General features: G+C 68.3%; 10 protein-coding genes and 1 pseudogene. 9 read left to right on the top strand and 2 right to left on the bottom strand.

Annotated elements, in window-relative coordinates; genetic code table 11:
* Positions 1-8 precede the first annotated feature (8 nt).
* From ACZ7G3_RS12905 to ACZ7G3_RS12890, 4 genes are read left to right on the top strand one after another with little or no spacing between them, the layout of a single operon-like run.
* A complete protein-coding gene (locus ACZ7G3_RS12905) occupies positions 9-1,631 on the top strand; it encodes a class I SAM-dependent DNA methyltransferase (RefSeq protein ID WP_470925289.1) in 1,623 nt (540 codons plus the stop codon).
* Positions 1,624-2,895 carry a restriction endonuclease subunit S gene (locus ACZ7G3_RS12900; protein WP_470925287.1) on the top strand — a complete coding sequence of 424 codons (1,272 nt, stop codon included), beginning with the start codon at positions 1,624-1,626 and terminating at the stop codon, positions 2,893-2,895. Before ACZ7G3_RS12905 ends, ACZ7G3_RS12900 begins: the two co-directional genes overlap by 8 nt.
* Positions 2,892-6,170, top strand: coding sequence for a type I restriction endonuclease subunit R (locus tag ACZ7G3_RS12895; protein ID WP_470925285.1), 3,279 nt, complete (start codon positions 2,892-2,894; stop codon positions 6,168-6,170). The genes ACZ7G3_RS12900 and ACZ7G3_RS12895 overlap by 4 nt, the downstream gene beginning before the upstream one ends.
* 37 nt (positions 6,171-6,207) lie before the next feature.
* Positions 6,208-6,984 carry a hypothetical protein gene (locus ACZ7G3_RS12890; protein WP_470925284.1) on the top strand — a complete coding sequence of 259 codons (777 nt, stop codon included), beginning with the start codon at positions 6,208-6,210 and terminating at the stop codon, positions 6,982-6,984.
* A 60-nt stretch (positions 6,985-7,044) separates the two neighbouring features.
* Here ACZ7G3_RS12890 and ACZ7G3_RS12885 read toward each other — a convergent pair whose 3' ends face one another.
* Together ACZ7G3_RS12885 and ACZ7G3_RS12880 are read right to left on the bottom strand one after the other, a co-directional pair.
* Positions 7,045-7,260, bottom strand: a complete 216-nt coding sequence (locus ACZ7G3_RS12885) for a DUF397 domain-containing protein (RefSeq protein WP_470925282.1) — start codon at positions 7,258-7,260, stop codon at positions 7,045-7,047.
* Positions 7,257-8,203: pseudogene (locus ACZ7G3_RS12880) on the bottom strand (helix-turn-helix domain-containing protein). Before ACZ7G3_RS12880 ends, ACZ7G3_RS12885 begins: the two are co-directional and overlap by 4 nt.
* Before the next feature lie 150 nt (positions 8,204-8,353).
* Between ACZ7G3_RS12880 and ACZ7G3_RS12875 the strand changes: the two are divergent.
* The 5 genes from ACZ7G3_RS12875 (at position 8,354) to ACZ7G3_RS12855 (ending at position 15,922) form a co-directional block, all read left to right on the top strand.
* Entirely contained in the window at positions 8,354-8,959 is a 606-nt protein-coding gene (locus tag ACZ7G3_RS12875; RefSeq protein ID WP_470925280.1) for an ATP-binding protein, read from the top strand.
* A gap of 219 nt (positions 8,960-9,178) precedes the next feature.
* Complete coding sequence (locus ACZ7G3_RS12870) at positions 9,179-11,620, top strand: AAA family ATPase (protein WP_470925278.1); 2,442 nt, start codon at positions 9,179-9,181, stop codon at positions 11,618-11,620.
* On the top strand, positions 11,620-12,048 hold the full coding sequence (locus tag ACZ7G3_RS12865; protein ID WP_470925276.1) for a hypothetical protein: 429 nt from the start codon (positions 11,620-11,622) through the stop codon (positions 12,046-12,048). Before ACZ7G3_RS12870 ends, ACZ7G3_RS12865 begins: the two co-directional genes overlap by 1 nt.
* Positions 12,049-12,112: 64 nt before the next feature.
* Positions 12,113-14,185 (top strand): hypothetical protein, encoded by a 2,073-nt coding sequence (locus ACZ7G3_RS12860; protein WP_470925274.1) that lies wholly within the window; start codon positions 12,113-12,115, stop codon positions 14,183-14,185.
* A 66-nt stretch (positions 14,186-14,251) separates the two neighbouring features.
* Positions 14,252-15,922 carry an Hsp70 family protein gene (locus tag ACZ7G3_RS12855; protein ID WP_470925272.1) on the top strand — a complete coding sequence of 557 codons (1,671 nt, stop codon included), beginning with the start codon at positions 14,252-14,254 and terminating at the stop codon, positions 15,920-15,922.
* Positions 15,923-16,009: the final 87 nt, after the last annotated feature.

Genomic DNA, 16,009 nt, shown 5'->3' with positions numbered 1-16,009 from the left:
CCCACCCAATGGCTGCAAGTAAAGGAAAGCCCGCCGATCAGGCGGAGCTGTTCAGCGCCTCCACCGCCAAGGAGATCCAGGACATCCTCTGGAAGGCGGCCGACAAGCTCCGCGGCTCCATCGACGCCGCCCAGTACAAGGAGTTCGTGCTCGGCCTGATCTTCCTGAAGTACGTGTCGGACGCCTTCGAGGAGCGCCGCACCGAGCTGGCCAAGGAACTCGCCGAGGACGGCATCTCCGAAGACCAGATCGGCGACTTCCTGGAGGACCGCGACGAGTACACCGGCGCGCACGTCTTCTGGGTCCCGGAGACCGCCCGCTGGTCCTGGATCGCCGCGAACGCCAAGGCCCAGGGCGTCGGCAAGCTCCTGGACGAGGCGATGGACGCCATCATGCGGGAGAACGCTTCCCTCACCGGTGTCCTCCCGAAGATCTTCAACCAGGACCGCGTCGATCAGAAGCGCCTTGCTGAACTCGTCGACCTCATCAGCGACGCCCGCTTCGGTGGCAGTGGGGACAAGCCGGCGCAGGATCTGCTGGGTGAGGTGTACGAGTACTTCCTCGGCAACTTCGCGCGGGCGGAGGGTAAGCGGGGCGGCGAGTTCTACACGCCGAGCTCCGTCGTCCGACTGATCGTGGAGATCCTGGAGCCGTACGAGGGGCGGGTGTACGACCCGGCGTGCGGCTCGGGCGGCATGTTCGTGCAGGCCGCCAAGTTCATCGAGGCGCATCGGGGGCGCGGCCACAAGACCGACATCTCCGTCTACGGCCAGGAGCTCAACGAGCGCACCTGGCGCCTGGCCAAGATGAACCTCGCCATCCACGGCATCGACGGCAACCTCGCCTCCCGCTGGGGCGACACCTTCGCCGACGACAAGCACCCGGATCTCAAAGCCGACTTCGTCATGGCCAACCCGCCCTTCAACATCAAGGACTGGGCGAGGGACGAGACCGACCCCAGGTGGAAGTACGGGGTTCCGCCGAAGAACAACGCCAACTACGCCTGGCTCCAGCACATGATTTCCAAGCTGGGGGAGAGAGGCACGGCGGGCATCGTATTGGCCAACGGGTCCATGAGCGCTCAGTCCGGTGGCGAGGGCGAAATTCGCCAGGCCCTGATCGAGGCCGACCTCGTGGCGTGCATGATTGCCCTTCCCTCGCAGCTCTTCCGTACTACGCAGATCCCGGCGTGCCTCTGGTTCTTGACCAAGGACAAGTCTCCGCAGGGGGCTCGGCGGCTCGACGACCGACGCGGTGAAATCCTCTTCATCGATGCCCGGGCCATGGGCGAGATGGTGGACCGAACGGAACGCGTGCTGCCCGAGGGCGACCTCAGCAGGATTGCCGACACCTACCACGCCTGGCGTGGCACCGCCTCGGCACGCGAGGCCGGGCTTGCTTACGAGGACGTACCTGGTTTTTGCTACTCGGCTGACCTTGAAAAAGTGCGGGAGCACGGATATGTGCTGACAGCCGGACGATACGTGGGGGCCGTGGACGCAGAGGAAGAGGATCCGGAGGTCGTAGCCCAGCGCATTGCCGATCTGACGGGGGAGCTGTACGAGCTCTTCGACAGGTCCGAGGCCCTTGCCAAGACGGTCCGAGAGCGGTTGGGAGAGATTGATGGCTAGGACAACAACCGTGACGGGCGGGCGTGCGGCCACTACTGGAGTCATTCCCGGCAGGTGGGCGCTCAGCGTGGGTAGGCCGTCTACCTCCGCCCCCGCTGGCTTCCGATGGGTTCCGCTTTCCAGCGTTGCCCGGCTTGAGAGCGGGCATACGCCGAGCCGTCGACACCCGGAATACTGGGGCGGTGACGTTCCATGGATCGGCATTAAGGATGCCACCGGTAATCATGGACGCACCATCAAGCGTACTTTGCAGCATATTACCCAAGCTGGTCTAGATAATTCGTCTGCTCGCCTTCTTCCGGCGGGTACTGTTTGTCTGTCTCGCACCGCATCGGTGGGATATGTGGTCACCATGGGGGTTCCCATGGCTACGAGTCAAGACTTCATCAACTGGGTGTGTGGGCCGGAAATCTCCTCTCGGTATCTGCACTACATCCTCCTCATGGAGCAGGAGTCGGTACGCCGCTTCGCGCACGGTACGACTCACCAAACCGTCTATTTTCCTGAAGCCAAGGCATTTCACGTATGCATCCCAGACCGCGCGGAACAGGATCGCATCGTTGGGATGCTGGGGGTGCTGGATGACAAGATCGCCGTCAACGAACGCATCGTAACTACGGCCGAAGAACTGGTGCGGGCTCTGGCTTCTCCGGAGCGCTGGCAGGATCGAGTGCGCCTCGAAGAAGTTTGCCTGCTCCAAAAGAACCAGGTTTCCCCGCGAGACATCACCGAAGACCTTGTGGACCATTACAGCCTTCCGGCCTTCGATGTCGGTGGGATGCCCGATCAGGTCTCGCCGGAGACTATTAAGAGCGGGAAGTTTTTCCTCACTGAACCGGCCGTTTTGCTGTCGAAGCTGAACCCGGATATTCCCCGAGTCTGGAATGTCGTGCTGGACTCCCATGTGCCCTCGCTTGCATCGACGGAGTTTCTGGTTCTGATCCCCCGTGGCTCGGTGACCACTCACGAAGTGTGGGCAGTCACATACCAGAAATCCTTCTTGAGTGCCCTTGCGTCGAAGGTTACGGGCACATCAAAGAGCCATCAGCGCATTCGTCCCGCAGAGGCGATGGCGACAGAGATTGTCGACCCCCGCCAGTTCGGGGAGGTCGGGTCGCAGATCCAAAGTTTGGGCAGCACGGCGGCGCTGGCGAGGCTGGAGTCGCGGACTCTCGCCAACCTCCGCGACACCCTCCTCCCCCAACTCATGTCCGGCCGCATCCGCGTCAAGGACGCCGAGAAGATTGTCGAGGACGCCACATGACAGCAGCGCCCCACGGCGGAAACGAGCCTGCCGACAGAACCCACCGCCGCCCCACCGAAGCCGACTGGGAGCTGCTCGCCCTCGACGAGCTGGCCGAGTTGGCCTGGCAGCCGGCCTCCGGTAACGCGTTCGCGCCCGGTTCCGACCACCGGAAGTCCTGGGACGACCTGATCCTCTACCCGGACCTCCAGGAGGCGATCGAGCGGCTGAACCCGGACCTCCCCCCGGACGCCGTCCGCGAGGCCGTGGCGACCGCCGCCACCCCCGGCTCCCAGGACACCTACGAGGAGAACCGGGCCGCCCACCGCCACCTCACCACCGGCATCCGGTCCGTCACCTACACCGACTCCCACGGCGCCGAGCACAACCCCACCATCCGCCTCCTCGACCTGGACGACCCGGACGCGAACACCTACCGCGCCCTCAACCAGGTCACGGTGATCGACGGCGACAGGAACCGCCGCTTCGACGTCATCCTGTACGTCAACGGTCTGCCCCTCGCCGCCATCGAGCTGAAGCGCGCCGGCGACGAGGACGCGACGCTCCAGACGGCCCACGCCCAGGTGGCGCGGTACGTGCAGGAGTTCCCGACCGCCTTCCGCTACAACGCGGTCGTCCTGCTCTCCGACGGCATCACCGCGAAGTACGGCACCCCGTTCACGCCGTACGAGCACTTCGCCCCGTGGAACACGGACGAGTTCGGCGCCCGCGTCGACCCGCTGACCGCCGACGGTTTCTCGGAGTCGGGGCAGAACCTGGCGCTGCACGGCCTGTTCACCCAGCCCCGCTTCCTCGAACTGATCCAGTCCTTCATCAACTTCGTCCCGTCCAAGCGGATGAAGCGCATCGCGAAGCCGCACCAGTACCACGCGGTCACCCGCGCCGCCGACGCCGTCCGCACGGCCTCGGCGAGCGACGGCAAAGCCGGCGTCGTCTGGCACACCCAGGGCTCCGGCAAGTCGGAGGAGATGGTCCTCACCACGACCATGGTGATGCGGGACCCGGCCCTGCTGAACCCCACCGTCGTGGTCGTCACCGACCGCACCGACCTCGACGACCAGCTCTACTCGACGTTCCAGGAGAGCGAGATCCTCCCGGAGACGCCCAAGCAGGTCGTCACCCGCGCCGAACTCCGGGAGGAGCTCGCGGCGAAGAGGACGGGAGGGATCCTCTTCACCACGCTCCAGAAGTTCGGCAAGACCAAGGAGGAGCGGGAGTCGGGCACCGACCACCCGATGCTCTCCGACCGCCGGAACATCGTCGTGATCGTCGACGAGGCCCACCGCAGCCACTACGACGACCTCAACGGCCTCGCCCGCCACCTGCGCGACGCGCTCCCGCACGCCACGCTGCTCGCCTTCACCGGCACCCCGATCTCGGAGGCCGACCGCAACACCCGCGAGGTGTTCGGCGACTACATCGACGTCTACGACCTCAAGCGGGCCGCCGACGACGGCGCGACCGTGAAGGTGTACCACGAGAGCCGCGTGATCCAGCTCGTCCTGGACCGCGACGTCGACCCGACCACCATCGACGAGGAGGCCGACCGGATCACCGACGGCCTCGACGACACCGAGCGCCGCCGCGTCGAACAGGCCGTGGCGACGATGAACGCCATGTACGGCGCGCCGGCCCGCATACGCGACCTCGCGGCCGACCTGGTGGAGCACTGGGAGGCCCGCCGGGAGCGGATGAAGCCGTTCGTCGGTGCCTCCGAGCCGGGCGGGGCGCCCGGCAAGGCGATGGTGGTGTGCGCGACCCGCGAGATCTGCGTCCGCGTCTACGACGCACTGCGCGAGCTGCGGCCCGAGTGGCACAGCGACGAGTTCGAGAAGGGCACGATGAAGATCGTCTTCTCCTCGAACTCCCGCAAGGACTCGGACGCCCTGCTCGCCCACGCCCTGACCGACAGCCGCCGCAAGACGGTCATCAACCGGGCCAAGGACCCCGACGACGAGCTGGAACTGCTCATCGTCAACAACATGCTGCTGACCGGCTTCGACGCCCCGCCGATCCACACCATGTACCTGGACCGGCCGCTCAAGGGCGCCAACCTGATGCAGGCCCTGGCCCGCGTCAACCGCCGCTTCCGCGGCAAGGAGGACGGCCTCCTCGTCGGCTACGCCCCGCTGACGGAGAACCTCCAGCGGGCCATCGCCGAGTACACCGAGGCCGACCAGCGCGACCGCACCCTCGGCCAGGACGTCGAGCGCGCACTGGACGAGCTGCGCAACGAGTACGACATCCTCACCGGCATCCTTCGCGGCTTCGCGTGGGAACCCCTGCTCGACCGCCCCGGCCCCCGTGCCTTCGTCGACGCGGCCCTGAAGACCGCCAACCACCTGCGCGACCCCCGCACCAAGGGCAACGACCCCGACCTGCTCGACGACCCGCGCCAGACCCTGGGCCGCCGCTTCCGCGACCACGCCTACCGGCTGGAGCGCTTCTGGGCGCTGGCGGGCAGCTCGAAGGAGGTGGGGGAGCGGTTCGCGGACACGCCGGCCTGGAAGCGGCACATCCAGTTCTTCGTCGAGGTCCGCGCCTACATGGCCAAGCTGGACGCCATGGAGCGCGAGGCACGCGGCCTCCCCGTGGCCCGCGACGTCGAGCTGTACCTCTCCCAGCTCACGTCGTCCGTCGTGGAGACGGGCGGAGTGACGGACCTCTTCGCCGAGGCCGGACTGGAGACCGCCGACCTCACCCACCTCACCGACGCGCTCGTCGCCCAGCTCCAGCAGAGCGACACCCCGCACCTGGCGGCCGAGGCACTGCGGCGGCTCGTCGAGCGGAAGATGCGCGAGGTCACCCGGCACAACATCGTCCGGCAGACCACGTTCTCCGAACGCCTCCAGGACCTGATGGTGCGCTACATGCGCCAGCAGTACACCAGCGCCGAACTCATCGCCAAACTGGTCGAGATGGCCAAGGACGTCATGGCCGACGCCAACCGGGGCAAGAAGTTCGACCCGCCCCTGAACTGGCGCGAACTCGCCTTCTACGACGCCGTCGCCGACCACGGCACGGCCCGCTCGCTCATGGGCGACGAGGTCCTGGCGGGCATCGCCCGCGAACTGGTCGCCGAGGTCCGCCGCCAGCTCAAGCCCGACTGGATCGCCCGCGAGTCCGTCCGCGCCCGCCTGCGCAGCACCATCAAGCGCCTCCTGGCCCGCAACAACTACCCGCCGGACCAGCAGAAGGACGCCATCGACCTGGTCCTCCGCCAGATGGAGCACTTCGCCAACGAGTGGTCCGTGAACGGTGTGCCGAACGACTGACGTGGTCCAACGAACCGTCTCAACTCAGGGGGTTACTGTGAGTGAGTTATCCGAGCTGGTTGCCAAGCTGGAGCGGCAGGTGCGTGAGGCGGAGGAGGCGCACCGCATCGCCAACAGCGTGTGGGACGCCTGCGAGGAGCAGCTCGACGAGATCCGGCACATCTCTTCCGCCCTCTCCGAGCTCAGCTGGGAGCTGGACGGATACATCGCGGACTGCGACTACTCGGCTGTGGAGCGCGCGGCGTACGAGATCCGCGGAGCCACCGACGCCGACCGGCTACTGCCCGTACTTCGCCAGGTCCTCCTGCTCCGAGCACTCCGAGACGGCGACACGCCCCCGGATCCGGCGGCGATCGAGTCGTTGCCCGAGTTGCCTGCTGAAGAGGCAGCGCACCCCATCCTCACCCGGGAAGAACTGCTGCGTGACTCCCAGAAGGAACTGGAGGAACAAGAGGCGTCACTCCGGCAGATCTGGTGCGACGAAGGTGACGAGGCCGACCTGGAGGATGCCCTTCACGAAGCGCGAACGGAGGCCATTCAAGACCGGGCGACCCGCGCGGGGCGGCATCTCATGAAACTGTGCGAGTACATCGCCGAGGAACTCTGCCCTGAGCTCGTGACCAGCACCGAGAACGGGAACATCCAGGAAGCGCTCAAGGCGCTCGCGGCCATGGACGCTGCCGGCAAGGAGGCGGAACCGGCGTACAAGGTCTATGAAGTGGCGCTCTCGGAGCAGTACGAGAAGAGTCCTTCCTCGCTGGGAGCCGTAGGCGAACACCTCATGTTGTTCGAAAGCTGGCTTGGTACCCAGTAGGTGTCGAGGGCCCTGCCGACCGAGATCCAGGTCGGCAGGGCCCTCACGGCCGTACGAGCGTCACACGCACCGCTCCGACGAGGCCAGCCCGATGAAACCCGTCCAGGCCTCACGGGAGACCGTGAGCATGGGACCGGCCTCAGCCTTCGAGTCCCGGACGTGCACAGCTGCAATAGCAGGCGCGACCTCTACACAATCACCGCCCTCAGTTCCGCTGTAGCTGCTCTTGAACCAGGCGAGGCCCGAGGCGACGGTCGAGGACTCAGCGTTGCTCATAGTGATCCCAGCACCCCTTCGATGAGCTCCAGTGACTCTCGCGGACTGAGAGCCTGCGATCGGATAATCCCATAGCGGGCGGCGGCTAGAACCCTTGCTCGGGGTCGGTCTGCAGAGAGCCGACCCCCTGCGCCTCGGCATACACAAACTTCTTGCCGTCCTTGCGCGTGACGACGGTGAACGGTCCGTTCACGCCGGCGTTGTCCTCGCGGTCAACCGGCATGACCTGGATCTCGACGTTGCGCTTCTGCCCGATCAGCAGCAGATGCTCCAACTGCCCGCGCAGCACGGACTTGCCCCCGTAAGGCCGCCGCAGGATTGCCTCGTCGAGCACGAAGCTCAGTAGCGGGGCAGGCCGACGCTCGAAAATGTCCCGTCGGGCCAAGCGTGCCGTCACTCGCTGCTCGATGGTCTCCTCGTCCAGGGGAGGTCGCCTCATGGCGAGCAGCGCCCTCATGTACTCCTCTGTTTGAAGCAGCCCTTTGACCACCAGGGTGTCGTAAGCGACCAGCTCAACGGCCTCCTTCTCCAAGGCCGCCATCCCCTGAAAGAACACCGGATACTGAGCCCGCTCCACCTGCTCCTTCCACAGGCACAGCAACCCGCCCGCCCCCAACACCTCGTCCGCCCGCTCGATCGTCCGGGGCGTCGGAATCCTCCGCCCCTGCTCGAACGACGCGATGGTGGACGCCGAGTACCCGAGCCGCCGCCCGAACTCCTCGCGCTCCAGCCCTTCCCGCACCCGCAGCGTCTTCATGGTCTGCCCGAACGCGACCACGACACCCCGCCCGGCCTCGTCCTCCGGCCGCCGCCCGGCCCCGCCGTCGTTCTCCCACCCGTCCCCGAGACTCACGACCGCCGCACTCGCACCGCCGCCGTCGCCGTTCTCACGCTCCCCGGGAACCGCCTCGGCCCCGGCCTCCGCACCCGTGCGCTCCGCCATGTCTACCACCGCCTTCTCTCGCTCAACGCCCCCGCAAGGGACGCCGTCACGGCGCGCAGCTCCGACACGCGCGTACAGCACGGGTACAGCCACCCCCTGTCGCTGCGTCACCACTGGTCACGCTACGCGACCGAAGGGACCGTGAGGGGCGTGACGACGAAACCCATCAATCCCACCGACACCACCCAACCCGCCACCCCCTGCACCCCCTTGAAGGTGTCCTCGCCACCGGGCCCCGCCTTCGAGATGCGCTTCACCTCCACACCCCGCGGAGCTCGTCTCGCCCGCCGCCTGGCGGCCGTCCGCCTGGACGCGTGGGGCATCCCGTACGGCACCGACCCGCACGACGCGATCGTGCTGATCGTCGCCGAGCTCACCGCGAACGCCGTGAGCCACGGCCACGTCCCCGGCCGGGACTTCCACCTCCGCCTCCACGCCACCCCCGACGGCCGCACCGTACGCGTCGAGGTCACCGACACCCGCACCGAACGCCACCCCCACCACCCCACCGCTCCGGAGGAGGCCGACGGCACCGACGAGACCGGCCGCGGACTGCTCCTCGTCTCGCAGCTCGCGACCCGCTGGGACTGGCACCCGCGCCCGGACGGTCCGGGCAAGACCGTCTGGGCGGAGTACGAGCAGGTACGCGCCGCTCTGCGGGAGTGGAACGGCTGTGACCCCGGTGTGCGCGAGCAGGCCGCGCCGGACGCCGGGTTGGACAGGCGGATCGGTGAGGTGAGGGGGCGAAGCAACTGATCATCGAGGCGGGCAAACCGGCACCCTCCCCGCCTCGAATGATCACTCTGCAGCCATCAACTGCCTTGATAACCACTGTTATCAGGAAGGAGAGGCCGCACAGCTCCCGCCTGCGCCTACGGTTCCGTCCGTCGACAGGTACCCCAACGGTTCGGCCGCCCCCGGTGCCTGTCGGTGCTCGCCCCTTTCCACCTCAGTACGGAAATCACGGGAGACACCATGGACGACGCGACGGACCGGACCCCCGACAACGCACTGCCCCTGCCCGAACTCGTCGAGGCCCGCCTGGCCGGCGACCGCAAGCTGTCCGCCCCGGCGAAGGCCCTCGTCCGCGAGGCGTTCGGCGACTCAGAGAACACCGAAGGCAGCCCTCGGCCCTCCGCAGGCCCCGTCTACCTGGGGAGCATCGCGGTCACCGGCTTCCGCGGCGTCGGTTCCAAGGCACTGCTCAAGCTGAAGCCCAAGCCCGGCGTCACCCTCGTCGTCGGCCGCAACGGCTCCGGCAAGTCGAGCATCGCCGAGGCGATCGAGACCCTGTTCACCGGCACCAACGCCCACTGCTCCGGACAGCACCCGAGCCACGCCGTCCGCTGGCGCAACCTGCACCAGGGTGAACGGACCGCCGTCGAGGCCAAGCTGACCGTCGAGGGCGACCCGTCGCCGAGCACTCTCACCCGCACCTGGACCGGCGACGCCTTCACCGACTCCGAGGCCGTGCTCAGGCGGCCGGGCCACGGCACCGTACCGCTGGAGCAGGCCGGCTGGGAGCAGGCGACCCGCGCCCACCGCCCCTTCCTGTCCTACGCCGACCTGGACAACCTGATCAACGGCAAGCCGTCCGAGATGTACGACAACATCGCCGCGATCCTCGGCCTCGACGACCTCAACGCCGCCGCGCGACGACTGACGGCCGCGAAGAAGGAACTCGACACCGCCGTCAACGCCGCGAAGGACAGGAAGCCGCACCTGCACGCGGCCCTGGAGGAGGTCGGGCACGACGACCGGGCGCTCAAGGCACTGGTGGCGATGGAGGAGAAGGGTGGGCCCGACCACGCGGTGCTCGACGCCCTGATTGCCAGCGCGCCCACGGCCGACGAGGGCCGGCTGCGGGAGGCACGGCTGGAGGCCGCCGCCGAGACCGAGAGCCCCGACCTGGACCGGGTCGGCGCCGCCGTCGACGCGCTGCGGAGTGCCGTCGCCGACGTCGACGACCTGAAGGGCACCGCGGCCGCCGACGCCCACAGCAGGGCCGAACTGCTCCAGGCGGCGCTCAGCCACAGCGACCGCCACGCCGACGACACCGCCTGCCCGGTCTGCGGCACGGAACAGGCCCTGGACCGGGAGTGGGCCGCGCGCGCCGAGGCGCAGATCGCCGCCCTCCTGCGCGAGGCCGAAGCCGTACGCGAGGCCGAGGCCCGCCTGCGGACCGCGACCCGCGCCCTGCACGACCTGGTCGTCCCGCCCCGGGAGATCCCGGCCGCGCTCGCCGAACCGTGGCAGGCCTGGGGCGACTGCCGGCGGATCACCGATCCCGTCGAACTCGCCGAGCGCGCGCTGAAGGCGGCGGTGACGCTGACGGACGCGTGCGCGATCGTGGCGGGTGCGGCACGCGAGGAACTGGCGGCCATGGATGAACGCTGGCACGCCGTCGTCGGCCTGCTCGCCGAGTGGACGAACCTCTCCCGGGAGGCCGAGGCCGCAGGGCCCCGCAGGACGGAGGTCAACGCCGCCCTCAACTGGATCAAGAAGCTCACGACCGAGGTCCGCGACCTGCGCGTCGACGCCTTCGCCGGCCACACGCAGCGGATCTGGGAGAAGCTGCGCCAGCAGAGCAGCGTCGATCTGACCCACGTCGGCCTGCACGGCAGCGAGCGGGCCAACGTCCGCAAGCTGGTCATGGACGTCACCGTCGACGACACCGAGGCCTCCGCCCTCGGCGTCATGAGCCAGGGGGAACTGCACTCGCTCGCCCTCTCCCTGTTCCTGCCCCGCACCGCCACGGCCGACAGCCCCTTCGGCTTCGTCGTCATCGACGACCCCGTGCAGTCCATGGACCCGGCGAAGGTCGACGGCCTGGCCCAGGTGCTCGACGAACTCGGCCGCGACCGGCAGGTCGTCGTCTTCACCCACGACACCCGCCTCCCGCACGCCTTCCGCAGCCAGGGCCTGCCCGTGACCGTGCTCAAGGTGGAGCGCGGCGAGAAGTCCAAGGTGCACGTCACCTGCGACACCGACCCGGTCAAGGAGGCCGTCGACAACGCCATGGCCCTCGCCCACACCGAGAACTGCTCCGAGACGGCCCTGCGCCACGTCCTGCCGTCCCTGTGCCGCGAGGCCCTGGCGACGGCGATCGTGGAGGCGGCCTGGCTCCGCCGCAACCGCACCGCCCTCCCCGCCGACCGCCTCCAGGCCGCCATCGACGCGACTGAACGGCTCCTCCCGCTCGCGTCCCTCGCCCTCTTCGACGACGGCCTCGTCCACCCCGACGACGACGTCAAGAACCGACTCCGTCACCTCTACGGCAACGAGAGCACGACCCTCATCCACCAGTGCCAGCAGGGCGCCCACCCCGGCGGCTTCCTCCCGCACGACCCGGTCGCCTTCGTTCGGAGGGTCGAGGCCCTCGCCGTCCGGATCCGCACCCCGGAGGCGAACGCCTGATGCCCGCCACCCGCACCGGTGCCGACACCGTCACCGCCCTCCTCGCGACCGCCGACGACCTTCTCACCGAAGGCCTGGACGGCGGCGGCCCCCTCACCCCGGCAGGCCGTGCCCGCGGTGCGGCCTACGCCCTCCGGATCGCCCTGGAAGCGGCTGTCGACGCGACCCTCACGGCTGAGGCAGCCGGGCTCGGCACGATCAGCATGCGCGCGAAGCTGCTCTGTCTGCGCCACTACGCCGGCCCAGTCCTGGCCCATCGCGTCAACGCCCTCTGGAACCGGCTCAGCGAGGGCTGCAAGTACCACCACGACGAGATCGGACCGCGGCACGCCCAGGTGCACGCCTGGCGGGCGGCCGTGGGGACGCTCGTCGCGGAACTCGCCGTAGCCAGCGTGGTAGTGGCGTTCCCGCAGCAGGCGGGTACGTAGGGGACCAGCGGTATCGGGCTCCGGACCGCAGGAGCCACCGCACCGGCCGATAAGGTTTCGCGCTGTGGAAATCGGATCTTTGGTTGAGCAATGCGACGGCAGTGCCGTACGTCGTGTAGGTACCGTTCGCGCGCTGGACGAGGCGGAAGTCGTCGTCGAGTGGGAGGGAGGGGGAAATGAGCATTTGCCCGTACCTGTGCCGGAATCGGTGAAGCCCCTCGTCCCGGGCACGATCCGGTACAGGGCCGCCACCGACCTCGCCGCACTTCAGGGCCAGTTCGATAGTGATCCAGTGGAGGTGTTGGCGCAACTTGTCCGTGAGATGGGCAAGCGGACCACCATCACCGCTCTCCGAAAAGACATCGAAGGGCTAGGGGTCGATATCCAGAAGTACGCCGACGGATGGAGTGCCCTACGTCAGTCGCTCGTAGCTCGTCCTCGTGTCCGGCAGGACGCGAAGAAGGGCTTGTGGTGGGAAGAGGCTAAGCCCAGGAACGCCCGTCGCGAAGTGACTGCGGCGGAAGCGCTTCGGAAGTTGGCCGACAAATCGCGCAGAGTGCAGGAGAAGCACCGTCAGTCGCTCTCCGACGTGGTGGTCTCCGGACTGCATGAGCTGTCGCCGTACGAGCGGCTGGCGGCACACGCTCTCGACGTACCCGTGGATGAATGGCCGCAGCAGTGGGCAGAACCTCATCCCGAGCGAGTGCCTGAAGAGGTCCGTCTGGTGGCTGTCGCACACATCGGTGATGTGTCGCGTGCGAGGAGCCGGGTCGTACTCCCTGGTACCGAACCCAGCCGGGCCGCGAGCAAGGCAGCTGAGATTCCGCCGTCCCTCGATCTCTTGCCGTTGCTGGTTCCCCTGGTCGCAATGCCCGTTCCAAGCCCTGCTGCGGACAAGGCAGTCAGTGCGTTGAGCGGTGAGTACGCGCGTGAGGGGATGCGTGCCGTCATGGGCTGCTTCGAACAGAGGTTGTCCGCAGTCGGTGGATTGGAGGAGGTACCGGGGCAGAAGGATTGGTTGGCCCCCTTCTTGATCAGGGCCAAGGTGCTGCTGAGGAGGACTCTGACGAAGCAGCCCAAGGAGGATGACCTCCCGTGGCTGGACTTCGCGGAGGAGATGGCCACCCGTGCCTGGGCCTTGCTGGCGGATCCTCGGATTCAGGAGCAGCGGAATGGGCCCGTTCGGGAATGGGCTCAGCAAGTGGCCGACCACCCTGCCCTTCCCGCCGAGCTCAGAGAAGCAGCCAGAGCAGCCCAGGCTGCCACGGCGGCCGAAATCGCTCATGAGGTCGGCACGATGGGCGAAGAAAGGACGGAGGAAGGACCGGAGGCCGAACCAGTGCCCGAGACGCCCACGGTGCCTGCCGAGGAAACCGAGCAGCCGGATAACGGAGAGGAAGAAGACTCCGAGACAGGCGGAGTCGGCAGCATCGCCGAGCCCGCAGACGTCACCATCACCGAGTCCGAGCAGGACCCGCGGGCCGAGATCGAGGCCCTGAAGCGCCTACTGGAGCAGGAACGGAGCAACGCCGAGGCGGCTCGGGCCGAGCTCGAGCGGCAGCGTCGGACCGCGTCGGACGCGCTGGCCGAGGCGGAAGCGACGGCGAACCGGTTGCGGCTCCGCATCGCGGACGAGGAGAAGCACCGCGCCGATGCCGAGACACGTGCCCGCGCCGCCGAGGCCACGGCGGAGTCTGCCCGGCAGGGGCTGGAAGAGGCGGAGCAGCGTGTGGAGGCGATGACACGTCAGCTCCGGGGACGGGACGATGAGCTGCGCCAGTCCCGGCAGACCGCGCGCGGGGCGTCGCAGGCGCAGTTGCGGCAGGCCCGGATCGACACACTGCGCGTGCTCGCCGCAGTCCTCGCCGAAGTCGCGGACCAGGCGGTCCACGAGGGCGAGGAGACCGGGCCGGCGAACGCCCTTTACCGGAGGGCCCTGGCGCAGGCCGCGACGGCCGGGGTGCTGGATGTCGGCGTGCTCGGCGAGGAGACGGACTACGACCCTGAAATCCACCGGGCCCCGGGCGGACCGGCGCCGCGCGTGGTCGTGGAACGGCCCGGCTTCACGTGGCAAGGCCCTCGCGAACCCGGGCCCATCGTGCTGGAACAGGCCATCGTCCGCAGGGTCGAGCAGTAGGCAAGACAATTCATTTCCGCTGCCGGGACCGAGGATCCCGGCAGCCAGGGTCCATGGAGGACATCGGTGCAGCACGACAAGCCCTTGATCGGCATCGACTTCGGTACCGCCACCACCTTGGTGAGCCAGCGGCTTCCCGGTGGTCCGCCGGAAAACGTGCCGATCGGTCACGGGACGGCCTGGATGCCGAGCGTGATCGCCGTTTCCCCCTCCGATGAACTCCTGTTCGGCGAAGGCGCCGAGGCGGCAGCCGGTGCCGCGGCGCTGCGGTCGGTGAAGCAGTGCATCACGCTCGGCGTGACGCCCAATGCGCTGCCGGGACAGAGACGAACCAGCACGGTCCGCCACTCGGCGGACACCCTGATCAAGCAATTGCTGGAACACGTACTGCTGCGTGCCAGGGCCGCCGGAGCGGACACAGAGGACGCCCACTTCCGTCTTGCCTGTCCCGCCATCTGGGACGGGCCGCAGCGCAGGCGGCTTGCGACCCTGGCCAGGGCCGCGGGGATCCCGGTGGCTGTCGGGGACGTCGTCGACGAGCCCGTGGCCGCCGGGCTCGCCTGGTCGGAGGGGCTCTACTGGGAACTCGGCGAGGAGCGGCCCGACGGAACCACGCTGGTCTTCGACTTCGGCGGGGGCACCCTCGACATCGCCGTCGTGGAGGTCACCGAATCACTCCAGGACAGCGCCCCCGAGCTCACCGTCCTCTCGGCACGCGGTGTGGCCAAGGCCGGTGACTCGCTGGACCTCCAGATCGCTCGGGAGCTGGAACGGGACCTGAAGGCCAGGGGCATAGCGGTGGACCGGATGCCCGACCCCGCCACCCTCAGGGCGCTGATTGTGGCGGCGGCCCGACGGCTCAAGGTGCTGCTCTCCGACACGCGGTACGACGAACAGTCGGTTCCGGTCGGCGGCGGATACACCGACCTGCCGCTGCTCACCTACACGCGCCAGCGGTTGGAGGAGGCGTTCCGGCCCCAAATGGAGGAAGCCCTGGAGCATGTCAGGGCCGCGCTGTGCGAGGCGCGGTTGCGCAGGCGCACGACGCCCGACATCGCGCGTCTGGCCCGTATGCCGCTGTCGGAACTGGCGACCGACGTGCAGCACGTACTGCTCGCCGGCGGAATGTCCCAGGTGCCCCTGGTTCGCCGGCTCTTCGAAGAGGCTTTCCCCCACGCCGAGGTGGAGTACGACAAAGCGCTGGAATCACCGGAGCAGTCGGTCGTGACCGGCCTGGTGGTGCACAACTACCACCGGCTCAACCTTCCCCGGCCCGGCTTCGACCTGATGCTGGAGTGGGACGACACGGACGGAGGCCGGCGCGGCGAACTGCTCTACCCCGCCTTCGAGCCCCTCTACACGCCGCACCAGGTGATGCGCCGCGAGGAGCTGGCCCATCACTGGAGGGGGACACCGGACGTCCACCAGGTCACCAATGCACGGATTCGGGCATTGGCGGTGGACGGGGAACCGATGGACTTCTCGGTGGAAGGCAGCGCGCTGCCGTATCTGCCCGTCGTGCTCCACCCGAGGACCGCGTTCTCACTGGCGCTGCGACTCAACGGCGAAATGGTCGTTCACGACTCCTCCGCCCGGCCCATGACGTTCAGGGTGGAGAGGTGGCCCGTGCTCCGGGCGGGAGAGCAGGGGGCCATTCGGCTGACGCGTGTGCGCAGGAACGGCCAGGAGCAGCGGAGTCATTCCTTCACCGACATGTACTCCCATCCGTGGCAGTGAGGCTTCGGCCGGTGGGGGGGGGGGGGGGGGGGGGGGGGGAGGGGGGGGGGGGGGGGGGGGCGGGGCGCCGCCCCAAACAGAGGAACC

The sequence above is a fragment of the Streptomyces sp. NPDC037271 genome (assembly GCF_055603605.1).
The sequence above is the reverse complement of the archived record's forward strand: the minus strand, read 5'-3'. Positions and strand labels throughout refer to the sequence as shown.